The organism is Streptomyces sp. DH10 (genome assembly GCF_029813805.1).
Lineage (GTDB): Bacteria > Actinomycetota > Actinomycetes > Streptomycetales > Streptomycetaceae > Streptomyces > Streptomyces coeruleofuscus.
Map to the genome: position 1 here is coordinate 255,403 of NZ_JARVKU010000010.1, position 21,361 is coordinate 276,763.

The window sequence follows — 21,361 nt, forward strand, 5'->3', positions numbered from 1 at the left end:
TCAGGCCGCCGTGCTCAGCGCCGGCTGCCCCTGGACGTCGCCCTCCGTCCGGATGACCACCGGCGTCGTGCTGCGGCGCTGTCGCAGCAGGTAGCCCGCGCCGATCGAGCCGGCGATGAGCAGGCCGCCGGTGACGAGGGCGCCACGGGCGCCGGCCAGTTCCATCAGCAGGCCGAGCGCGGGCGGGCCGCCCAGGCTCCACACCGTGCCGATGCTGCCCCACACGCCCAGCACACGACCCCGCAGATGGGCGGGCGGATCGGTCTGGAGGACGGCCGTGCCGGCGGTGTCGGATACGGACTCCACCACCGCCATCGGCAGCACGAGCACGATCAGCACCACGAGGGACGGCGACAGCCCCGCCACCACCTGGAGCAGCCCCCCGGCCGCCGCCAGCGCCCCCACGAGCCGCACGGACGGCCGGCGCAGCCGGGCGCCGAGGACCGCGCCGAGGATGCCGCCGACGGCGAGCACGGTCGACACCGTGCCGAACGAACCGGCGCCACCCGCGAGCGGCCCGGTGACGAGCACGGCCAGGGTGAGCCCGTAGTTGCGGCCGAACACCGCGCTGATCCCGGTCACCCCGGCGAGCGCCATCAGACGCGGCCGGCGCGCGAAGAAGGCCAGCCCCTCGCGCACGGACATGTCCGAGCCGGTGCGCTTCGGGCCCACGGCGACCTCCCGCACCGCTCCGGCGGCCGGCCGCAGGAACGGAATGACCGAGGCCACGAACAGGAACGACACGCCGTTCGCGAAGTACGCCGCGGACGTGCCGAGGAACCCCACCGCCACACCCGCCATGGCCGCTCCCACGAGCCGGCCCGACTGGTGCACCAGCGCCCCGACACCGATGGCCGAGGGCACGTCCTCCGGTGGGACGAGATCGTTGCCCAGCAGCGCACACGCCGGGTTGTCGACGGTCGCGACGACACCCGTGACGGCGGCCAGCACCATCAGCGAGGTCATGTCGAGCCGGTCCAGTGCCACGAGCACGGCCGTCGTGAAGGCGATCGCGCCGAGCAGCGCCTGGCTCACGGTCGCCGTCAGCTTGCGGGGCCACCGGTCGACGGCCGCGCCGCCGAGGACGCTCATCAGCAGGGCAGGGGCCGCCTGCACGGACATGGAAAGCCCCGTCGCGGCGGCGGACCCGGTGATCTCGAGGACCAGCAGGTTCTGCACCGTGAGCTGCATCCACGTACCGGCGTTCGACACGAAGTTCGCGACGGACCACCAGCGCATGCTGCGGTACCGCAGGGACCGCCAGGGCGAGCGCGCGGCGGGCTGGGCAGGGGAGGGCGACGAAGACACAGTGCTGTACTCGCAAGACGAGTCGGAGGACTCAGGAGGAGGAGGGCGGGGGAACGAGAAGCACCGGCTGCGCTGCGCGGTGGTTCCCCTCGCCGGATACGGCGCCGACCATCGTGGCAGAGCAGACCCCCGAGTCGGATCCATCCGTACCTCGTCCACCGCCCCGACACGCCCAACCGCCCTCAGTCTCCGGGCATTTGAGGTCACGAGTGTGGTTGATCACAGTTGTCGATCATGAACCTCGCCCGGGCCGCGTCACGTGACGGCGGCCACAGCGGACAGAGAAGGGCCCGTCGCCGGGGCGACGGGCCCTTCTCTTGTCGGGCGCTGTGCGGCAGCGGCCGCTCTACTCGGACTTGCCGCGACCGGTCAGCGCGTCGCGCAGGCGGTCGACCATCCCGGTGCCCGGAGCCAGGAGCTTGTTCGCCGGAGGCTTGTCGGGGGCGGCCGGGTGCGGCCGGGTCGGGGCGGTCTTCTTCGCCTTCCGGACCTTCTCGCCCAGCTCGTTGAGCGCGTCCATCGGACAGGCCTGCCGGAGCGCCGGGAAGAGGTTGCCCTCCTCATCGGCGATGTGCGAGCGGATCTCGCTCATCAGCATGCCCATCAGCCGGTCGAAGTCGGCGTCGCCCGGGTCACAGCCCTCCAGGTCCTTCATGATCCGCTCGGCCGTGGCGTGGTCCTGGAGCTCCTGGTCGGCGAGAGCGTCACCGTTGGCCACGTGCTCGCGTACGGCCGGATAGAGGTAGGCCTCCTCGGCCACCGAGTGCCGCACCAGCTCGATCGTCACCTGGTCCGCGTACGTCTTGCGGTCCTTGTGGCCGGACGGCAGCGCCTCGATCTTGCCGAACATCTCCTCGACTTCGCGGTGATCGGTCACCAGCTCGTCGATGACGTTTCCTCCGTGTCCCATGTCCTTCACCTCCAGCCCCCGGGTCCCCAAGGCCCCAGGGGGCTAACGCGCGGTCCGGGGGCGGGGCCCCTTCGATGGCTCAGACCGGGAGCTTGGCCCGGACACGCCCGGCCGCCGCGGCCGGGCCCGTGGTGGCGCGGACGGAGCGCCGCACCAGACCCGCGTCCCGTCGCAGGCCACGGGCGGCGTGGCTGCCACGCCACACCACCGAGGGGCGGGCGCCGGTGTCGTCGGCGGCGATCAGCAGCCCGCCGAGCATGGACAGGTTCTTGAAAAAGTGGATCCGCTGCTGGGCCCGCTCCGAAGGATCCTCCGCCTCCCAGAAGCGGTGCCCCGCCAGCGTCGTCGGCACCAGCGTGGCCGCGATGGCCAGCGCGGCCGGACGCGGCATGCGCCCGGTGGCCAGCATCAGCCCGGCCGCGACCTGCACGGCGCCGTTCAGCCGTACGACCTGCTCGGTGCGGTCCGGCAGCGCCGAGACGCGTTCGGTGACCGGTTGTACGACGGGCTCGGCGACCGGGGCGACCTCCTTCGGGTCGCGGACGGAGTTCAGGCCGCCCGTGAGGAACATCGAGGCCAGCATGGGACGGCCGAGGACGCGCAACAGACTCATGGCCCTCTCCAGGGTGTCGGTGGGTACGGCGTTCGCCGGGTTCCCCACCCGGGGCGGAAGCACTCACCCCGTTCGCGCCGCCCGGTGCCGCGCCCAGGCCTCCTCGCGCAGCTCCTCGGACAGCAGGACGTCCACGGCGGTGCACGCGAGGGCCTCCGTCGCGGCGACCAGCACCTCGCGGGCCCGGGGAGAGGCGGCGGCCTCGGCGAACTCCGGGGTGTGGTCGGAACCGTCCTCGTCCATGATCGCGACGAACGGGTGGATGGCGGGCACCCGCGTGCTGACGTTCCCGATGTCGGACGACCCCAGGTACACGCCGGGCACGGGCGGTGACAGCGGGATCCCGGCCCGGGACAGATGCGCGGCGAACCGCTCGGACAGCGCCTCGCTGTCCCGGAAGTGCTCGTAGCGCACGGTGGCCCGTTCCACCTCGGCGGTGGTGCCCGTGGCCCGGGCCACGCCGCCGGCGCACTCCCGCAGCCGGTCCGTGAGGTCCTCCAGGGCCTTCGTCGTGGCCGCGCGCAGACCGAACAGGCCCTCGGCGTACTCCGGGACGATGTTCGTAGTGGTGCCGCCCCGGGTGACGATGCCCTGCACGTGCGAGCCCTCCGGCAGCCGCCGCCCCAGCACGGCCAGCACGTTGAACAGCTCCACCAGCGCCGCGAGCGCGTCGATGCCCTCCGTCGGGTTCCCGGTGGGGTGTGCGGCCCGGCCGTGGAAGGCCACCCGGTACTGCACCTGCGCGGTCAGCGGTGCCCGCGCCCAGCTGTAGACGCCCGGATGGAACATCAGCGCCGCGTCGACGCCGTCGAACACCCCCGCCTCCACCTCCAGGGCCTTGCCGCCTCCGCCCTCCTCGGCGGGCGTGCCCACCGCCAGCACCGACCCGGCGGACTCCTCCGCCACGGCCCCCACCGCCAGCGCGGCTCCCAGGCCCGCCGCCGCGATGAGGTTGTGGCCGCACGCGTGGCCGAGGCCGGGCAGGGCGTCGTACTCCAGCAGCAGCGCCACCGCGGGCAGGCCCTGCCCCGAGCGCGCCGTGAACGCGGTCGGCATCCCCGCCACGCCGCGCTCCACGGCGAAACCGGCCCGTTCCAGCTCGTCCGACAGCAGGGCCGCCGCCCGGTGCTCGGCGAAGGCGTACTCGGGGTCGGCGTGCAGCCGCGAGGCCACACCCCACAGCGCGTCGGCCCGGACCGCCACCTCCTCCCGGACGGCCTGGTGTACGTCGTCACGCGTGCGGTCCACAGGTGCCTCCCCGGCGTCGGCTGCGGTGTGTCCCCGACCGGGTTTCACCGCCCGGTGCGGCGACACCCGCCGCGCTTCTACCGGGAGCCCGTGACCCTTGGCGGGTCTGTCCCCGCCGCGGTCCTCCTGTGTTCCGCCTGGCGGGTTGTGCATGTGGGCGGGGTCTGCGCTGGTTGCGGCGGCACATCCGTGTCTTCTCCGGTGCGCAGGCGCCCTGCGGAGGGTCTCCCGCCGCGGTACTCGCTGTGCTTCGTCTGGTGAGCTTGGGACTTGGGCAATGTCTGAGCTGGTTGCGGCGGCGTCGGCGTGCTTCTTCCGCTGCGCATGGGGATGGTCCCTGCCGGGTCCCTGCCGGGTGCGGCGGCACTCGCCGCGTGTCGTCAGGTGCGGCCGCGCTCCCCGATCGGGGTTCCTTGCCGGGATGCCAGCTGTGTTTCTTCTGGTGTGGTTGCGCCTCTCGGCAGGGTCTCCGCCGGGCGCGGCGGCGCCGCCGCGCCCGGGCCGGTTCCGCCCTGCCGCGGTACTCGCCGCCTTCCGGCCGGTGGGTTTGTGCCTCCGGGCGGGTTCACGCCGGGTGCCGGCGGCACCGCCGCGCTTCGGCGCGGGCGGCCGTGCCCTGAACAGGCCCAGCCCCCTGAACAGGCCCAGCCCGTTGCCGCCGCACCCGCCGCGTTTCGACCGTTGCCCGAGTGCAACACGGTCGGTGTACCCGCCGGACCACGACAGTGTGGACGCCGCGGCGGCGGCCGGGCGGGCCGGACCTGGGAGGAACCATGGACCACTCGCGCGTGCCCGTCCTGGAGGCGCTGGAGGACTTCCGGCGCCGCGGCGACATCGCCTACGGCCCGCCGGGCCACAAGCAGGGCAGGGGAGTGGACCCCCGGGTCGCGGAGATCGTCGGGCTCGACGTGTTCCGTTCCGATGTGCTCTCCCTGAACGGCCTCGACGACCGCCGCCAGTCGCAGGGTGTCCTCAGCCGGGCGCAGGAGCTGATGGCGGACGCGGTCGGTGCCGAGCACGCGTTCTTCTCCACCTGCGGCAGCTCCCTGTCCGTGAAGACGGCCATGCTCGCCGCGGCCGGCCCGGGCGAGAAGCTGCTGCTGTCGCGCAACGCCCACAAGTCCGTCATCGCGGCCGTCGTCGTCAACGGCGTCGAGCCGATCTGGGTGCACCCGAAGTTCGACACAGAACGGCATCTGGCCCACCCGCCCGAGCCCGACGACGTCCGCCGGCGGCTCCGGGAACACCCGGACGCCAAGGGCATGCTGCTCATCACGCCCACCGACTGGGGCTCCTGCGCGGACATCGGGGGAGTGGCCCGGGTGTGCCACGAGTTCGACGTCCCCGTCATCGTCGACGAGGCCTGGGGCGCCCACCTGCCGTTCCATCCCGCCCTGCCCGCCTGGGGCATGGACGCCGAGGCCGACCTGGTCGTGACCAGCGTGCACAAGATGGGCGGAGCCGTGGAACAGAGCTCCGTCTTCCACCTCCAGTACGACCGCGTCTCGCCCGAGGTCCTGAAGCAGCGGGAGGACCTGCTCGGCACCACCAGCGCCTCCTCCCTCGTCTACGCCACGCTCGACGGCTGGCGCCGCCAGATGGTGGAACAGGGGCACGAGCTCCTGGAAGCCGCCATCCGCCGGGCCGAACGCATCCGGGCCGTGGTCGCCGACCTGCCGGGTCTGCGGCCCATGGGCCGCGAGGTCGTGGAGGAGGGACTCGCCGCCGACCTCGATCCGCTCAAGCTCGTCATCGACGTACGCAAGCTCGGCATCAGCGGGATGCAGGCCGCGGAGTGGCTGCGGACCCACCGCCACGTGGACGTCGGCGGCTCGGACACCTGCCGCATCAGCGCCTCGATCACCTACGCGGACGACGACGAGACCGAGACGGTCCTGGTGGACGCCCTGGCCGCGCTCGTCGAGCGGGCGGACACCATCGAGCGGCGGCCGCCGGTCCACCTGCCGGAGCCCTCGGCGCTGGAGCTGGAGCAGGCGATGCTGCCCCGCGAGGCGTTCTTCGCCCCGGTCGAACACGTGCCCGCCGAGCGGGCCGCCGGACGGATCTCCGCTGAGATGATCAGCCCCTACCCGCCGGGCGTGCCCGTGGTGGCACCCGGCGAGGTCGTCACCGACGAGGTCCTGGACTACCTCCGCAGCGGCGTCGAGCACGGCGTTCTCATCCCCGACGCGGCGGACTCCTCCGTCCGCACCCTGCGCGTCGTGGCACGAGGATCAACCGCCCATGCCTGAGATGTTGAACAAGTTATTTAAGTGAATTCTGAGAAAGTTGCTTTGTCCGAATCCGGTGATCCGAAAGGTGAAGGTACTCGCTCAGCTCAGGGAGATGGGTAGGAGGACCTGCTAACCGGCCACGTCCTGCGCCCGCTCGGCCTCGACGGCACGACGCTGCGCGCGGACGACTCCGGGCTGGACGCCGCAGGACACGGCAGGGACGGTGAGATGCCCGTACCCCCCTTCGACGCCGGAGGCTTCCAGGCGGCGGGCGCCGTACGGGCCACGCCGCACGACCTGCTCACGTTCCTCGAGGCCCATCTGGACCCGGCCGGCGCACCCCCGCCGCTGGCCCCCGCCCTGCGCGCGGTGCGCCGCCCGGTGCTCCGCCGGGGGCTCGGGCACCGCCATGTGCACACCATCGCCTGGTTCCGTCACCCGACCGACGGCGGACCGATGTTCTTCCACGGCGGCGCGACCCTCGGCCAGCAGGCGTTCCTGGGCTTCCGCCCGGACACCGGCACGGCCCTGGCCGCGCTGTGCACCCGCCGCTTCCGCGCCCGCGACCCGTTCGTGGCCTCCGCGTACGCGCTGCTGGCGGAGGAGTAGCGGGGCCCGCCCGGCGGCCGACGGCACGGACCGCGCCAGCGCCGGACAGCCCTGACCCTTCGTCACATCCGTTGCCACAGGGCCGGAGTGCGGGTGGGCGCCCACACACCCTGGGCCTGGTGGCTCTGGAGGCACTGGTAGCGCACACCGGCGTGGCTCACGGTGGACCCCGCCTCGTAGACCCGGCCTACGGCCCACGGCTTCGCGACGGCGTTGTCCTGCGGCGCCGGTGCCGGGGAGTCGGCCCCCGCGGTCTTCAGCGTGAGGCCGAACTCGCTGAGCAGCGGGTTGATCGGCTGGAAGAACGTGGTGCCGCCGCTCTTGCAGTCACCGGTGCCGCCGGAGGTCACGCCCTGCGCCTGGACGCCCGCGACGTACGGCCCGCCGGAGTCGCCGGGCTCCGCGCACACCGTCGTCTGGGTCAGCCCGTCCACCTTGCCCTCGGCGTAACTGACACTGGTGTCGTGCTGCTCGACCTTGCCGCAGTGCCAGCCGGTGGTCGAACCCGAGCGGCAGACAGCCGCCCCGACGAGTGCCTGGACCGAACCGGTGACCTGCACCTTCTGCTCGCCCTCGCCCTTCACGTTCGCCGTCGCCGTCCACTTGTCGTTGACGGCGACCCACGACATGTCCTTGCCGGGGAACGTGGAGGCCTGGAACGCCCCCTGCTCGGCCTTGTCGAACCCGGTCGTCTTGGCGCCCTGCTTGCCGCAGTGTCCCGCCGAGGCGAAGCCCGCCTGCTCGCCCTTGGTGACGGAGAAGCCCACGGAGCAGCGGGCGGTGCCGTCGATGTAGTAGGCGTCGCCGCCGGTGATGTCCGCCATGAGCCGCGGCCGGTTCGCCGTCACCTTGACGCCCACGCTCTTGCCGTCGAGCTCTGCGGCCTTGACGAACGCGGCCGCCGCGGCCTTGTTCGCGGCCTGCACCACGACCCGGTTCGCCGGGACGTCGACGTACCACAGGGGCGTGTCACGGGTGCTCACACGGGCCGCGGCCGCGTCCAGCTTCGTCTTGGCCGCGTTCAGGTCGCGCAGCGACTTCTTCACGACGGCCGCCTTCGCGCCCTGCGCCTTGATGGCGGCCACGTCCGCGGTGTCCGTCGTCGCCACCACGAGCCCCTGCGACGTCGTGCCCCGCAGCCAGGCCCCCGCGAACCGGTCGCCCAGGGCGTTGCGCAGCCGCCCGGCCCGGGTGCCCGCCTCCGCCTCGTTGACCAGCCGCCGCGACGCCTGAGCCGGGGTCAGCCCGAGATCGCGCTCCAGGGCGCGCAGCACCGGAGCCGACGGCCGGTCGGCTCCGAGCGTCTGGGAGGCGGTGGGCAGCGGGCCCGCCGCGGGAGTCGGCTCGGCCGCCGTGGCGGAGGGGAGCCCGGTGGCGACGAGCGCGCCGAGCGTGGCCAGGGCCGCCCGGCGGCCGGTGACGGCATGTCTGTGGACCATGCGAGGTGTCTCCCTTCGTTCACGGATGCAGCTGCCGCAAAGCCTTAGGTCTTGCCCGGACGGCCTCGCGCGATGTCCACGGCGGCCCCGTTTCGCGCTTTGGTGCGGCGAAGGGCGCCAAGTGCAGTACGACAAGCGCGGTACGACGCTCGCCCCGCGTCTCACGCGGACTTCAGGCCGGGCGAACCCACCTCCGTGACGAAGGACGCGGCCGTCGAGATGGCGGCCCCCGGCTTGGTGATGGCCGAGACGGTGCGGAAGTCGACCTGGGCGTTGTCGCGGCCCAGTTCGACCCGGACGTAGCCGCGCCTGCCGTCGAAATATTTCATGTGCGGGTTGGCCTTCATGTACGTCTCCCAGTCGGCCGGCTTCTCGGCGCCGTTCCCGCCGCTGGCGATGGAGGTACAGGTGAACTCCGTGCCGACCGTCTCGCTCTGCGGGTCGTCGAAGTCGTCCTTGATGTCGAAGGCGTAGCCGACGTGGACGTCGCCGGTGAGGACCATCCAGTTGTCGATGCCCGCGGCCTTCGCGCCCGCCATGACGCGGTTGCGGGAGGCACGGTAGCCGTCCCAGGCGTCCATGGAGATCCGGGCCGGCGCGGTCAGGTCGAACTTCCGCTGAGAGAAGCACACCTGCTGGGGCATCACGTTCCACAGGGCGTCGGAGGCCCGCCACCCGTCCAGCAGCCAGCGTTCCTGCTCGGCGCCGGTCAGGGTGTGCGCCGGGTCGTCCGACTCGGTGCCCGGTGCGTGCGGACGGTCGTTGTAGGCCTGGTCGGAGCGGTACTGGCGGGTGTCGAGGATGTCGAACTGGGCGAGCGAGCCCCAGGCGAGCCGGCGGTAGAGCCGGGCGTCGGGCCCCTGCGGCAACTGCTCGGCGCGCAGCGGCTGGTTCTCCCAGTACGCCCGGTAGGCGGCGGCCCGCCGCACCAGGAACGCCTCGGGGGGACTGTTCTTCTCGTCGACGGCGCCCGCGTAGTTGTTCTCCGTCTCGTGGTCGTCCCAGGTGACGACGAACGGGTGTTGGGCGTGCGCGGCCCGCAGGTCGGGGTCGGTCTTGTAGAGCGCGTACCGCATCCGGTAGTCCGCCAGGGTGGTGGCCTCCCGGTTGAACACGTCGGGCAGCTTGACGTCGGTGTAGCGGCGGGCCCCGCCCGCGGAGTCCACGGCGTACTCGTACAGGTAGTCGCCGAGGTGGAAGACCACGTCGATGTCCTCCTCCGCCAGGTGCCGGTGGGCGGTGTAGTAGCCGTCCTGGTAGGCCTGGCAGGCGACGGCGGCCAGCCGCATGCCGTCGGCGTCGCTGCCCGCCTCCGGTGCGGTACGGGTACGGCCCGTTGGGCTGATCCAGGCACCCACCCGGAAGCGGTAGTAGTAGTGGCTGTCCGGCATCAGGCCCTTGACGTCGACGTGCACGCTGTGGGCGTACTCGGGATGGGCCGTGGCGACCCCCCGGTGTTCGACGAAGTCGAACCACTCGTCCATGGCCACTTCCCAGTAGACGACGACCCGCTGCTGGCCCAGGCCGCCGTCCTCCGCGAACGGCTCGGGGGCGAGCCGGGTCCAGATCAGCACCGAGTCGGGCAGCGGGTCCCCGGATGCCACGCCGAGGGTGAACGGGTCGTCGGTGATCCGCGCCGCGTCGAGCTCGGGGGCGGCGGTGGCGCCGCGGGCCGGCCGGTTGGTGGAGAAGGCGAGCATCGCGGCCGCCGCGGTGACGGTCAGGAAGCGACGGCGGGCGACATGCGGTGCCGCGGTGCGCAGTACGGCGTCGTGCGGGGAGAAGGCATGCTCGGACGGTGGTCTTTGACGGCCCGTCAGCGCCATCCGATGTCCTCTCGTACGGGGCGCGGAGCAAGCATGCTAAGCAGACAAAATGCCTGAAATCGCACGACTTGCGGGGCGTTCACACCAGAGGCGGTACGGGAGCGGCTGGCGACCTTACGCAGCCGTACGGGGCGGACCGCCGGCAGGCGCCGCGTGTCGAGGGGGTACGAGCGGGGCACGAAGGCACACGAAAACGCCGCCGGCGTCGGCCGGCGGCGGATGGGCGGTGGGCTGTCTAGTGGGCCGCCTGTGCTGCGGCGCCGGTGGTGGCGTGTTCGCGGACGGGCAGGTGGTAGACGTGGAAGGCCCGCCCGATGACGGGCTGGGCTACGTTGCGCACCCGCACGCCGCCGCTCGTCATGCCGTGTTCCGTGCCGGCGTGCGCGTGCCCGTGCACCGCGAGGTCGGCGCCGGCGGTGTCGATCGCCTCGGCCAGCAGATAGCTGCCCAGGAACGGATAGATCTCCAGCGGCTCGCCCGCCAGCGTGTCCGGGACGGGGGAGAAGTGGGTCAGGGCGATCCGCGCGTCACAGCCCTCCTCGCCCAGCTGCTCCAGGGACGTGCGCAGGCTGTCGGCGCACCGGCGCGAGTACCTGACGAACTCCTTCATCACCGGCTCGCCGAACTCCCCGGCGCAGCGGCCGACGAAACCGCCTCCGAACCCCTTGGTGCCGGCCACGCCGATCCGCGCCCCGCCGCTCGCCACGACCGTGCCCTGCCCCTCCAGGACATGGGCACCGGCGTCCCGGAGGATGGCCGTGACCTCGTCGGGCCGGTCGTCGTGATGGTCGTGGTTGCCCAGCACGGCGACCACCGGAACCCCGAGGTCCCGGACCTCCCGGGCCACCACCCGGGCCTCCTCGGGCGTGCCGTGCCGGGTCAGGTCCCCGGCCAGCAGCAGGAGGTCGGCGCACTCGGGCAGGGTCTCGAAGGCGGGGCGGAGCAGGCCCTGGCTGTCGGGCCCCATGTGGATGTCTCCGACGGCTGCGATGCGGATCATGCGAGTTCCTCCGCGTGGTCGGGGGAGGACGTCTCGGTCACCACGAGGTCGCTGTGCACCGGGACTCCGGCGAGCTCCTCCTGGACGGTGCGGACGATCTCGTCGCGGCAGGGCGTCGAGGGCACGGTGCCGGTGAGCAGCACCGTCCGGCCGCGGGCCTCGACCCGTACGCCCAGTTCACCGAGTTCACCGGAGGCGAGACGGTCCTGGAGGTGGGCGATCCGGTACTCCAGGTTCTGCTCCGGCTCCCCGCCGCCCGGGGGATGTGAGCCGTGGGTAGTCATGGGTGTTCCTTCCGCGTCAGATGACGTTCAGGCGCTCCAGGAGGAAGAAGAACGCGGCGGGCATGGGCGCGTCCCCGCACTCGCGCCGCACCCGCTCCCAGTCGACCTTCTCGCGCAGGGCGCGCGCGATGGGCAGGGCCGCGCCGAAGTCGCAGTGGTGCTCGGAGAAGGCGGCGATCAGGCTCCACAGCAGGTCGGTCGGGGCCAGCACGGGCATGCGCACCGAGTCGACCGACACCTCCTCCGCCCGCTCCAGCATGTCCGCGCCGACCGGCCGGTGCGCCAGCTCGAAGATGATGTCCACCGGCTGGCCGAAACACGTGGCCTTGATCAGCCAGTCCTCCGGCGGGCTGTAGACCGTCAGCCCGGCATCGCGGAGCGTGGCCGCCACCGCGTCCGCGTCCTCGGGGCGGATGGCGAAGTCGACATCGTGCTGGAGGTTCTTCTCGCCGCCGTGGGCGTAGGCGGCCACGCTCCCGGCCAGCGCGAAGAGGTGCCCCTTGCGCTTCAGCAGGGCACCGACCTGCTTGGCCGCCTCCAGGATCGCCTGGTTGCGGTCCAGGGGCAGCTCCTGCGGCGGCTCGTCGGCCTGCGGGTCCTGCGGTGGCGCGGGCTCGGGCTGGTCCGGGGCCAGCCGGAAATCGGGGATTCCCGGTTGCCGGACGAGCGTCGCGTCATCACCGTTCTGCGTCATGACCACTCCATTCGCCAAACCGGACACCCCGCCGCCGCGCGGTGCCCGGACCCGTGACGGCCTGCCTGCGTGCCTGCTCTGAGTACCCGGAGCCGTCGCACCGACACGGAACGCCCGCGAGGACAACCCGACCGAGGGCCGGTTTCCGCCGACGCCCGCACCCGTCCTGCTCGCGGGGCCCGGGCGGACCACGTGCGGTGGCAGCCCGTGCCCGCCCTGGTGACGCCGGCATGGCACCGACACCCCGCCCCGCACGAAGGAGTCCCCCATGACCAAGCCGCCGTACGCCCTGCTCACCGCCCTGGCCGTGGCGTCGCCCGCCGTGCCCGCGCACGCCGCGTCCCGTCCGGCGGACGTCACCGCGAGCCAGTGCATCGCCGGTGGCGGCATGGTCATCATCTCCGCCGTGGGCGACGGATCGCACGCGTTCACCAAGCGCTGCGAGGGCGGCGTCCACGACGGCGAGACCGTCCTGCGGGACCTGGACCGAGACCTCGCCCGAGACCTCGCCTGAGACCCCGGCCAGACCTCGACCGAGCCCGCGCCCGAGATCTCGGCCGCACAAGACAAGCGCTCGCTCCAGCAAAGGCGGAATATGGGCGATAGAGCTGGGAAACCGGTTGAAGCCGCTGGACAACGCGCTTGTGGAGGTCGCCATGAACCAGGAGACATCACGTTCGCCCGATCTTCCGCAGCCGTTGCGGGCCGTCGCCTCGGGTCTGAGGCATCTGCCGGGTGCGGAGCAGGTGGGCAAGGTGGCCGGAGACGCCCTGGACCGGATCGGCGCGGTGTCGCCGCGCGGCCGCCGGATGGCCGTCTACGCCGGTGCCGGAGTGCTCGGCGTGGCCGGGGTGGTGGAGTGGCCGGTGGCGCTGACCGGCGCGGCCGTCGCCTGGCTGACGCAGCCGAAGCCCGGACAGCGTCCCGACGGCGCACCAGGGAACGCCGGGACACGGACGGGGCAGGCCGGAGAGGGCCGTTCCGGAGCCGGCGGCGAGGGCGGTGAGGACCTCTCGTCCTACGGCCCGGGCGACAAACTCGCCACGTCCCACTACCGGCACGACCGGCCGGAACACCACGTCCACGAACAGCCCGCGAAAGTGGGCGACACCGCCACCGCCTCCGCGCTGAAGCAGGTCGCCGAGGCCACCGCGCACCACGACCCGCACGGGGAGGAGCCGGACCGGGAGCAGGCCGGCCGGCAAGGACACGACAGCCGGCCCACCGGCTGAGTCGGGAAACAGCAGATGCTCACACGTTTCGACGTCGCCCCGCTCGTCGGGGCCATGGCCGGGGCGGCGGCAGGCGCCGCCCGCGGCACCGCCCAGGGCGTGACGTCCGTCTACGACACCTCGCGGCGCGTCCGCAACGTCGCGCGCAACGCCCTGTCCGGCGGACAGCGGTGGAAGGCGGGCCGGCGCCTCCACATCGCCCTGCGGCGGCCCGACGGCGACATCGGCGGCCTCGCCCGCAAGGTCGCCGGGGAACTGGTCGAGCACCCGGACGTGCTCGCCGCGTACTGGGACGAGGGGCTGTCCCGCCTGGTGATCACGGTGGTCGAGGACGCCGTCACCGACCGCGTCAGCGAGCGGGTCGCAGCGCTCGCCGCCCGACTCGGCCTGACCGAGGGCGCCGACCCGGTCGCCCAGGAGGCCGCCCACCCGGGCGACCCCGGCGAGGTGCGCCTCACCGCGGCGGCGATCCTGCTGGACGCCGCCGGCGCGGCCGGTGCCCTGGCCGGCCGGTCCCTGCGCCTGCCGCCCACCTCGCGCATCGTCACCGCCACCGTCACGCTGCTGCGGGAGAACCCCCGCTTCCGGGCCATGCTCCGGCAGCGGTTCGGCACCTCCGGCATGGAACTCGTCCTCGCCGCCGCCAACGCCGCCACACACGGCGTCGGCCAGACTCCGCTGGCGCTCGTGCTCGACGGCGTGCTGCGCGGCAGCCAGCTGACGGAAGCCGTCGCCAGGGCCGCCGCCTTCGAGGCACTGCACGACGACATCTGCCACGAACGGCGCACCAGTCTGCCCTGCCCTGCGGACACCCGGCCGCCGCTCAAGGTGACGCCCGCCCAGGAGTACGCCTCCCACGCCAGCACCGGCAGCCTCGCCGGCGCCGCCGCCACCCTCCTCGTCACGCACTCCGGGAGGGAAGCGGCCGAAGCCGTCCTCGCCGGATCCCCTAAGGCGGCCCGCTACGGTCCGGCCGCCTTCTCCGCCACCCTCGGCACCTTCCTCGCGCAGGCCGGGATCCTCGTGCGCAGCGGGGAGCGCCTGCGTCAGCTGGAGATCGCCGACGCCCTCGTCCTGCACGCCGACGCCCTGCGCAGCCGGCGGCAGGACGCCGAAGGCGACTCCGAGGGGCTGCCCGACGACCCGGTCCATCCCTTCGCCGAGGCCGTCCTCGACGCCGCCCGCCGGGCAGGACTGCACGTCGTGATCGCGGGCGGCTCCGACCTGAAGGACATCGTCCGGCTCGCCGACGAGGTCGCACCGGGCGCGAAGCCGTTCGGAGACGTCGTACGGGCCCTCCAGGACGACGGGCACGTGGTGGTGACCGTCGCCCGCCTGGACGGGTCGGGCGACGGGCACGTGGCCGCCGGGCTGCCCGCCGGCGACGTGGCCATCGCCCTCACCGACGGCCGCGCGGCCGTCTCCTGGGGCGCCGACGCCCTGGCCTCGGGCGGGCTCGCCGACGTCTGGCGGCTGCTGACCGCGATCCCGGCGGCCCGGCGCGTAGGACGCCGTTCGCAGACCCTGGCCCGCGCGGGCGCCGCCCTGTCGGGGCTCCTGGTCGCACGGGGCGGGCAGCCCCCGGGCCGCCGGCTCCTGTGGCCCCTCACCCGGCACGCCCCCGTCAACATCGCCGCCGCGAACGCCCTGCTCGCGGGCTGGCTCGAAGCCGTCCGGGTGGCCCGGGCCACCCCGCCCCAGCCCCGGCTGCACATCCCCTGGCACGCCCTGGAACCCGACGAGGCCCGCGACCGGCTGGGGCGCACCCGCAGCGACGACGAGCCCACCGGACTCGCCCTGCTCGCCGACCGCTCGCGGCACCAGGCCGCTCGCCTGGGCCGCCACCCGGCCGTGGCCCCCGTCCGCTGGACCTGGCAGGCGGCCGGAGCCGTACGCCGCGAACTCGACGATCCGCTCACCCCCGTCCTGGCCACCGGCGCCGTCGCCTCGGCACTGCTCGGTTCGCTCGTCGACGCGCTGCTGGTCGTCGGCGCCATGGACCTCAACGCCGTGACCGGCGGACTCCAGCGGATGCGCGCCGAACAGGCGCTGGCCCGGCTGGCCGCCCGCCAGCAGCCCAAGGCCCGCAGGCGGGACGGCCGCAGGCGCACCGTCACCGTCGACGCCGCCCGGCTGCGCCCCGGTGACGAGATCACCCTCGGCGCCGGTGACGTCGTGCCCGCCGACGCCCGGCTGCTCGACGTGGACGGTCTCGAGGTCGACGAGTCGGCGCTCACCGGCGAGTCCCTGCCGGTCACCAAGGCCGTCGAGGCCACCCCCGGTCTGCCGGTGGCCCAGCGCGCCTGCATGGTGTTCGAGGGCACGACCGTCGTGGCCGGACGCGCCACCGCGCTCGTCGTGAACACCGGCGACCAGACCGAGGCGGGCCGCGCCGTCACGCTCGCCGCCCGCACCCCGCCGCCCGCCGGCGTACAGGCCCGGCTCCAGGAACTGACCCGCAAGGCCCTGCCGGTGACCTTCACGGGCGGCGCCGCCGTGACCGGGCTGTCCCTGCTGCGCGGCAGCCCCGTACGACGCGCCGTCAGCGGCGGTGTCGCGGTCGCGGTCGCCGCCGTGCCGGAGGGACTGCCGCTCGTCGCGACGGTCGCGCAGATGGCGGCCGCCCGCCGGCTCTCCCGGCGCGGCGTCCTGGTCCGCACCCCGCGCACCCTGGAGGCGCTCGGGCGGGTCGACACCGTCTGCTTCGACAAGACCGGCACCCTCACCGAGAACAAACTGCGCCTGGTCCGTGTCGCCACCGCAGACGGAACCGTGCTGTCCGTGGAGGCCGGACGGGCCGAGCCGATCGTGCGCCTGGCCGCGCGGGCCTGCCCGCAGGAGGAGACGGGCCAGGGCCGCCGCGTCGCACACGCCACCGACGAGGCCGTCCTCGACGTCGCGCCGCCCGACCAGGGCTGGACACCGACCGGCGAGCTGCCCTTCGAGACACGGCGGGGCTACGCCGCCGCGGTCGGCCGCGACGGCGACCCGGACTTCGGCGAACTCCTCGTCGTCAAGGGCGCCCCGGAGACGATCCTGCCCGCCTGCCGGGACCTCCCCGACCACGCGACCGACACCGCCCACGAGCTGGCGGGACAGGGACTGCGCGTCCTCGCCGTCGCCCGGCGCCGCTGCCGGGCCGACGACGCCGACGCCGAACTCGACGCGCCGCTCGCGGACCTGGAGTTCAGCGGGTTCGTCGCCCTGGCCGACGTCCCGCGCGAGACCTCGCACGCCCTGCTCGCGGAACTGCGCCGCTCCGGCATCCTGCCCGTCATGCTCACCGGCGACCACCCGGAGACCGCCCGCGCCATCGCCCTGCAACTGGGCTGGCCGGAGGAGACCGAGGCGGTGACCGGCGACGAACTCGTCGCCATGGAGCGCAGCGAACGCGTCCGGGTCCTGCGCGGCGCGGGCGTCATCGCCCGGGTCGCACCCGAGCAGAAGCTGCACGTCGTGGAGGCCCTGCAACAGGCCGGGCGGGTCGTGGCGATGGCCGGCGACGGAGCCAACGACGCCGCCGCCATCCGCGCCGCCGACGTCGGGGTCGGCATCGAGTCCCGCGGCTCGGCGGCCGCCCGCAACGCCGCCGACCTCGTGCTCACCTCCGGCGACCTGTCCGTCCTGGTCGACGCGGTCGTCGAGGGCCGTGCCCTGTGGCGCAGCGTGGCCGACGCGGTGAGCATCCTCATCGGCGGCAACGCCGGGGAAGTCGGCTTCAGCGTCCTCGGCACCCTGCTGGCCGGCGCCTCGCCCCTGTCGACGCGTCAGCTGCTGCTGGTCAACCTGCTCACCGACATGTTCCCGGCCATGGCCGTGGCGGTCACGCCGAGCGACGACCCCTCGACGGCCGAGCACGCCGCGACCGGCCCGATGGGGCTCAACGTCCTCGGCGCGCCGCTGCTGCGTTCCATCCGGCGCCGGGGCGTCACCACCTGCCTCGGAGCGGTCACGGCGTACCTCATCGGCCGCCTCACCCCAGGCACCGAACGCCGGTCCACCACCATGGCCCTGTGCGGCGTGGTCGGCGCCCAGCTCGTGCAGACCCTCTCCGGCCGACGCCACAGCCCGCTGGTGTGGGTGACCGCCCTCGGCTCGGCCGCCGTGCTCGCCGCCCTCGTCCAGACGCCCGGCGTCAGCCACTTCTTCGGCTGCACCCCGCTGGGCCCCGTCGGCTGGGCCGGCGTGGCCCTGGCCATCGCCCTCTCGGCCCTGGCCCCGCGCCTGGAACACCTCCAGGCGGTCCACGCCCTCTACGACGCCGCGGCACGACTCGCCCTGCGCCTCAACGACCTGGGCCAGCAGGCCCGGGAGCGGCTCCAGAGCGGGGTGGCCCGGCCGGTGGGGGCGTAGCGGGCGGGACACAGGACGACGGCAGAAGGCGGCCGCCACCACGTGCAGTGGTGGCGGCCGCTCTTTGCGCCGGATCCGACGCCGGGTCAGACCTGGCCGCGCCAGGCCCCCGTCTCCGTCCCACGGGCCTCCATGAACTGCTTGAACCGCCGCAGATCACCGGAGACCTGCCGCTTGACGAACCCGAGCTTGTCGCCCACGGTCTCGGCCACGCCACTGGGGTCGAACTCCATCTGGAGCATGACCTTCGTCGTGTCGTCCTGGATGCGGTGGAACGTGACCACACCGGCCTGCCTGGCCTCGCCGTTCACGGTGGTCCAGGCGACGCGCTCGTCGGGGATCTGCTCGGTGATCTCCGCGTCGAACTCCCGCTCCTGGCCGCCGACCTTCGTCACCCAGTGCGTCAGGGTGTCGGTGCGCTGCTCGATGCGCTCGACGCCGTCCATGAACTGGGGAAAGTCCTCGAACTGCGTCCACTGGTTGTACGCGGTGTGCACCGGGACCCGGACCTCGATGGATTCCTCGACCTGTGACAAGGCGAATACCTCCCTTTCTCGTACGGAGAGCGACGGACGGGTACCAGATCTCGCGCCGGGCACGCATGGTCGTCACGACTTGTAAGGTCGGGTGACGTGGCCACCTTGCTGATCGTCCATCACACGCCGTCGCCCAACTGCCAGGCGATGTTCGAAGCCGTCGTCTCCGGGGCGACGGACCCCGAGATCGAGGACGTCCGGGTCGTCCGGGTGCCCGCGCTGTCCGCCACGGCGTCCGACGTCCTCGCCGCCGACGGCTACCTCCTGGGCACCCCCGCCAACCTCGGCTACATGTCCGGCGCCCTCAAGCACTTCTTCGACCAGGTCTATTACCCCTGCCTGGACGCGACCCGAGGCCGGCCCTTCGGCTACTGGGTGCACGGCGGGAACGACGTCACCGGAGCCGTGCGGGGTATCGAGGCGATCACGACGGGCCTCGGCTGGCGCCGCACCGCCGAGGCCGTGACCGTGACCGGCGAGCCCGGCAAGGGCGACGTCGAGAAGTGCTGGGAACTGGGCGCGACGGTCGCCGCCGGACTCATGGGCTGAACGGATCAGGACCCTTCCATGCGGCGCCGGTCCTGTTCGTCCCACGCACGGGTGTCACGCGGCTGCGTGTACGGCTCGGCCTCGGGCGGATGACCCCCGGCGATGGCCCGCTGCCGGACCGTCTCCGCGTCGAACTCCAGGCCCAGCAGGATCGCCAGGTTGGTGATCCACAGCCACACCAGGAAGACGATGACGCCGGCCATCGTGCCGTAGGTCTTGTTGTACGAGGCGAAGTTGGCCACGTAGACCGCGAAGCCGGCCGACGCGACCATCCAGATCAGCAGCGCCAGCAAGCTGCCCGGCGTGATCCAGCGGAATCCCTTCACCTTGGCGTTCGGGGTCGCCCAGTACAGGATCGCGATCATGATCGTGACCAGTACCACCAGGGCGGGCCACTTCGCGATCGACCAGACGGTCAGCGCGGTGTCCCCGATCCCGAGCGTGGTTCCGACCTGCTGGGCCAGTGCGCCCGTGAAGACCACGATCAGCGCGCTGATCACGGCCAGCACCATCAGCACGACTGTCACGGCCACCCGCACCGGCAGCAGCTTCCACACCGGCCGGCCCTCGGGCATGTCGTAGACGGCGTTGGCCGAGCGGATGAAGGCCGCCACGTAGCCGGAGGCCGACCACACCGCGAGGACGAGACCGACGATCGCCATCAGCGAGCCGATACCGGCGTTGGCCTGCAACTGCTCGACGGCCCGGGTGATGATGTCGCGGGCCGAGCCGGGGGCGAGCTGCTGGACGTTCTCGAGCACCTTGTCGGTGGTCGACCTGCCGGTGATGCCCAGCAGCGACACGAGCACCAGCAGCGCCGGGAACAGCGCCAGCACCCCGTAGTACGTGAGCGCGGCAGCCCGGTCGGTCAGCTCGTCGTCCTTGAACTCCCGCACGCTCCCCTTCAGTACCGCCCCCCACGACTTCCGGGGAAGGTCACTCGGGCTGTCCGGTGCCGCCCGCTCCACTTCGGGTCCCGGGCCGGGCTCCTCGTCCGGCCTCGGAGCGGGCCTCTCCGCGGCCGGGCCGGGATCTTGCCCAGCCGGAGCGGGAGCACGGGCAGGGGCGGGACCCTGCCGCGAAGCCTCGGAATCGTGATGTTCTTTTCGCCCTGGAATATGCAGCTTCACCATGTGAGACGGGTAACCCCGGGCTGGGCGGTTAAGCCGCGCTCGGTATGCCGGCGCCGGCCGTCCGCCGCCGAGTCATCACCGCAGGGCGAGCCCTCGCTGCTCCAGCGCCTCCGAGAGCACACGCACCGCCTTGGGCCCCACCCCGTGCAGCGCGAGAAGTTCCGCCCGCGAGTGCTGTGCCACCTGTTCCAGCGTCGTCACGCCGGCGCCGCGCAGGGCCTGCGTGGCGGGCCTGCCGATTCCGGTGGGCAGGTCGCCACCGGGGCTGCCGGTCCCCGCCTCCGCCGCGGCGAGCGACGCGGCTAGACGCTTCGGGGCGCGGCTGAACCAGGCCCCCCGGACCAGGGCGTTGAGGTCCTTGCCGTCGATGTCGGCGAGCGATACGCGGAAACCGATCGGCGTGCCCCGGCGCACGAGGCGCTCACCGGCCGGATGCGCGGCCAGGGCGGCGTCGGACTCCTCCTGCGCCAGGTGCAGCTGCACCCGGCCGTCCTTCGTCACCGAGGCGAAGCCCGTGCCCCGCACGGAGAAGGCGACCATGCCGAAGCGCGTCCCCTCCTCCACCTCCGGGAGGGCGAGCGCGGCCTTGCGCAACCGGGTCACGGTGGTCATGGCCGGAGTTTCGCACAGCCATCGCCCGGTTCCAGAGGCCTACGGGAACTCCCCGAATCGGGTTGAGGGAGCGCTCCCGGCGCGGGCACGATGCCGCCATGACCAAGCTCCCCGCGATCCGCCCGTACCGCCCCGAGGACCGTCCGGCCCTCGACGACATCTGCGTCCGCACCGCGCACAACGGCCAGGACAGCCGCCCCCATTACGCGGATCCGGGCATCTTCCCGGCCACCTTCGCGGCCCCGTACGTCCATCTGGAGCCGGACCTGGCCTTCGTGCTGGACGACGGGGGCGGACAGGCGGTCGGCTACATCCTCGGTACGGCCGACACCCCGCGCTTCGTCGAGGCGTTCCGCGCCGCCTGGCTGCCGCTGGTCGCCGACCGTTACCCGAAGCCGCCGCGGCCGCCCCGCACTCCGGACGAGGCGATGGCGGGGCTGCTGCACGACCCTGAGCGGATGGTGCTGCCCGAACTCGCGGCCTACCCCGCCCACCTGCACATCGACCTGCTGGCCGAGTGGCAGGGGCGCGGCCACGGCCGCCGTCTGATGCGGACGTTCCTGGCCACCCTCCAGGACAGGGGAGTACCGGCCGTCCACCTGGCCATGGCGACCGCCAACACCCGGGCCAGGGCCTTCTACGACCGCATGGGCTTCCATGAACTCGACGTCCCCGAGCCCGGCTCGGCCACCTACCTCGGCCGCACCACGAAGGAACTCGACCGGCTCTGAAGCACCCTCCGTCGAGCGCGTCGAAGAAGAACCCTCCGTCGAAGGTATCG

Annotated in this window: 18 protein-coding genes and 1 pseudogene; 7 read left to right on the forward strand and 12 right to left on the reverse strand. The window is 73.2% G+C overall.

The window, feature by feature from the left end; all coding sequences use genetic code 11:
- The 4 genes from QC385_RS22330 to QC385_RS22345 form a co-directional block, all read right to left on the reverse strand.
- Positions 1-1,239 carry an MFS transporter gene (locus QC385_RS22330; RefSeq protein ID WP_443032961.1) on the reverse strand — a complete coding sequence of 413 codons (1,239 nt, stop codon included), beginning with the start codon at positions 1,237-1,239 and terminating at the stop codon, positions 1-3.
- Positions 1,240-1,654: 415 nt separating this feature from the next.
- On the reverse strand, positions 1,655-2,218 hold the full coding sequence (locus tag QC385_RS22335) for a hemerythrin domain-containing protein (protein WP_279543086.1): 564 nt from the start codon (positions 2,216-2,218) through the stop codon (positions 1,655-1,657).
- Between the two features lie 79 nt (positions 2,219-2,297).
- Entirely contained in the window at positions 2,298-2,831 is a 534-nt protein-coding gene (locus tag QC385_RS22340) for a DoxX family protein (protein WP_279543087.1), read from the reverse strand.
- A gap of 63 nt (positions 2,832-2,894) precedes the next feature.
- On the reverse strand, positions 2,895-4,079 hold the full coding sequence (locus tag QC385_RS22345) for an amidohydrolase (protein ID WP_279543088.1): 1,185 nt from the start codon (positions 4,077-4,079) through the stop codon (positions 2,895-2,897).
- A gap of 773 nt (positions 4,080-4,852) precedes the next feature.
- Here QC385_RS22345 and QC385_RS22350 point away from each other — a divergent pair.
- Positions 4,853-6,331, forward strand: a complete 1,479-nt coding sequence (locus tag QC385_RS22350) for an aminotransferase class I/II-fold pyridoxal phosphate-dependent enzyme (RefSeq protein ID WP_279543089.1) — start codon at positions 4,853-4,855, stop codon at positions 6,329-6,331.
- Between the two features lie 102 nt (positions 6,332-6,433).
- Positions 6,434-6,922, forward strand: a pseudogene (locus tag QC385_RS22355) (serine hydrolase); the annotation flags it as partial.
- Positions 6,923-6,984: 62 nt separating this feature from the next.
- On the opposite strand, the gene QC385_RS22360 reads toward QC385_RS22355, so the two are convergent.
- The 5 genes from QC385_RS22360 to QC385_RS22380 all read right to left on the reverse strand — a co-directional run bounded on the left by QC385_RS22360 (position 6,985) and on the right by QC385_RS22380 (position 12,165).
- On the reverse strand, positions 6,985-8,361 hold the full coding sequence (locus tag QC385_RS22360; protein ID WP_279543090.1) for an alpha-lytic protease prodomain-containing protein: 1,377 nt from the start codon (positions 8,359-8,361) through the stop codon (positions 6,985-6,987).
- A gap of 161 nt (positions 8,362-8,522) precedes the next feature.
- Positions 8,523-10,187 carry an alkaline phosphatase D family protein gene (locus tag QC385_RS22365; RefSeq protein ID WP_279543091.1) on the reverse strand — a complete coding sequence of 555 codons (1,665 nt, stop codon included), beginning with the start codon at positions 10,185-10,187 and terminating at the stop codon, positions 8,523-8,525.
- Positions 10,188-10,422: 235 nt separating this feature from the next.
- Positions 10,423-11,187, reverse strand: coding sequence for a metallophosphoesterase family protein (locus tag QC385_RS22370; RefSeq protein WP_279543092.1), 765 nt, complete (start codon positions 11,185-11,187; stop codon positions 10,423-10,425).
- Positions 11,184-11,471 carry a BON domain-containing protein gene (locus QC385_RS22375; protein WP_279543093.1) on the reverse strand — a complete coding sequence of 96 codons (288 nt, stop codon included), beginning with the start codon at positions 11,469-11,471 and terminating at the stop codon, positions 11,184-11,186. Before QC385_RS22375 ends, QC385_RS22370 begins: the two co-directional genes overlap by 4 nt.
- A gap of 16 nt (positions 11,472-11,487) precedes the next feature.
- Entirely contained in the window at positions 11,488-12,165 is a 678-nt protein-coding gene (locus QC385_RS22380) for a nucleotidyltransferase family protein (protein ID WP_279543094.1), read from the reverse strand.
- A 268-nt stretch (positions 12,166-12,433) separates the two neighbouring features.
- Here QC385_RS22380 and QC385_RS22385 point away from each other — a divergent pair, with 268 nt between their 5' ends.
- From QC385_RS22385 to QC385_RS22395, 3 genes are all read left to right on the forward strand, one after another.
- Positions 12,434-12,679 (forward strand): hypothetical protein, encoded by a 246-nt coding sequence (locus tag QC385_RS22385; RefSeq protein WP_279543095.1) that lies wholly within the window; start codon positions 12,434-12,436, stop codon positions 12,677-12,679.
- A 142-nt stretch (positions 12,680-12,821) separates the two neighbouring features.
- Positions 12,822-13,397: a hypothetical protein gene (locus QC385_RS22390; protein WP_279543096.1), complete on the forward strand. Its 576-nt coding sequence runs from the start codon at positions 12,822-12,824 to the stop codon at positions 13,395-13,397.
- A gap of 15 nt (positions 13,398-13,412) precedes the next feature.
- Complete coding sequence (locus QC385_RS22395) at positions 13,413-17,750, forward strand: cation-translocating P-type ATPase (RefSeq protein ID WP_279543097.1); 4,338 nt, start codon at positions 13,413-13,415, stop codon at positions 17,748-17,750.
- Between the two features lie 86 nt (positions 17,751-17,836).
- On the opposite strand, the gene QC385_RS22400 is transcribed toward QC385_RS22395, so the two are convergent.
- Positions 17,837-18,286 carry an SRPBCC family protein gene (locus QC385_RS22400; protein ID WP_279543098.1) on the reverse strand — a complete coding sequence of 150 codons (450 nt, stop codon included), beginning with the start codon at positions 18,284-18,286 and terminating at the stop codon, positions 17,837-17,839.
- A 96-nt stretch (positions 18,287-18,382) separates the two neighbouring features.
- On the opposite strand from QC385_RS22400, the gene QC385_RS22405 reads away from it, so the two are divergent.
- On the forward strand, positions 18,383-18,835 hold the full coding sequence (locus QC385_RS22405; RefSeq protein WP_279543099.1) for a flavodoxin family protein: 453 nt from the start codon (positions 18,383-18,385) through the stop codon (positions 18,833-18,835).
- A gap of 5 nt (positions 18,836-18,840) precedes the next feature.
- Here the strand turns inward: QC385_RS22405 and QC385_RS22410 are convergent, their stop codons facing one another.
- The gene (locus QC385_RS22410) at positions 18,841-19,968 is read right to left on the reverse strand and encodes a YihY/virulence factor BrkB family protein (protein WP_279543100.1); all 1,128 of its coding nucleotides are present in this window, start codon (positions 19,966-19,968) and stop codon (positions 18,841-18,843) included.
- A 75-nt stretch (positions 19,969-20,043) separates the two neighbouring features.
- Positions 20,044-20,580, reverse strand: coding sequence for a hypothetical protein (locus tag QC385_RS22415; RefSeq protein ID WP_279543101.1), 537 nt, complete (start codon positions 20,578-20,580; stop codon positions 20,044-20,046).
- 98 nt (positions 20,581-20,678) lie between these two features.
- Here QC385_RS22415 and QC385_RS22420 point away from each other — a divergent pair, with 98 nt between their 5' ends.
- The gene (locus tag QC385_RS22420) at positions 20,679-21,311 is read left to right on the forward strand and encodes a GNAT family N-acetyltransferase (protein ID WP_279543102.1); all 633 of its coding nucleotides are present in this window, start codon (positions 20,679-20,681) and stop codon (positions 21,309-21,311) included.
- Positions 21,312-21,361 lie beyond the last annotated feature (50 nt).

Bases quoted from the DNA above. Each gene is read 5' to 3' on its own strand.
- QC385_RS22330 (WP_443032961.1), bottom strand. From the start codon at position 1,239: ATGCGCTGGTGGTCCGTCGCGAACTTCGTGTCGAACGCCGGTACGTGG.
- QC385_RS22335 (WP_279543086.1), bottom strand. From the start codon at position 2,218: ATGGGACACGGAGGAAACGTCATCGACGAGCTGGTGACCGATCACCGC.
- QC385_RS22340 (WP_279543087.1), bottom strand. From the start codon at position 2,831: ATGAGTCTGTTGCGCGTCCTCGGCCGTCCCATGCTGGCCTCGATGTTC.
- QC385_RS22350 (WP_279543089.1), top strand. From the start codon at position 4,853: ATGGACCACTCGCGCGTGCCCGTCCTGGAGGCGCTGGAGGACTTCCGG.
- QC385_RS22360 (WP_279543090.1), bottom strand. From the start codon at position 8,361: ATGGTCCACAGACATGCCGTCACCGGCCGCCGGGCGGCCCTGGCCACG.
- QC385_RS22365 (WP_279543091.1), bottom strand. From the start codon at position 10,187: ATGGCGCTGACGGGCCGTCAAAGACCACCGTCCGAGCATGCCTTCTCC.
- QC385_RS22370 (WP_279543092.1), bottom strand. From the start codon at position 11,187: ATGATCCGCATCGCAGCCGTCGGAGACATCCACATGGGGCCCGACAGC.
- QC385_RS22375 (WP_279543093.1), bottom strand. From the start codon at position 11,471: ATGACTACCCACGGCTCACATCCCCCGGGCGGCGGGGAGCCGGAGCAG.
- QC385_RS22380 (WP_279543094.1), bottom strand. From the start codon at position 12,165: ATGACGCAGAACGGTGATGACGCGACGCTCGTCCGGCAACCGGGAATC.
- QC385_RS22385 (WP_279543095.1), top strand. From the start codon at position 12,434: ATGACCAAGCCGCCGTACGCCCTGCTCACCGCCCTGGCCGTGGCGTCG.
- QC385_RS22390 (WP_279543096.1), top strand. From the start codon at position 12,822: ATGAACCAGGAGACATCACGTTCGCCCGATCTTCCGCAGCCGTTGCGG.
- QC385_RS22395 (WP_279543097.1), top strand. From the start codon at position 13,413: ATGCTCACACGTTTCGACGTCGCCCCGCTCGTCGGGGCCATGGCCGGG.
- QC385_RS22410 (WP_279543100.1), bottom strand. From the start codon at position 19,968: ATGGTGAAGCTGCATATTCCAGGGCGAAAAGAACATCACGATTCCGAG.
- QC385_RS22415 (WP_279543101.1), bottom strand. From the start codon at position 20,580: ATGACCACCGTGACCCGGTTGCGCAAGGCCGCGCTCGCCCTCCCGGAG.
- QC385_RS22420 (WP_279543102.1), top strand. From the start codon at position 20,679: ATGACCAAGCTCCCCGCGATCCGCCCGTACCGCCCCGAGGACCGTCCG.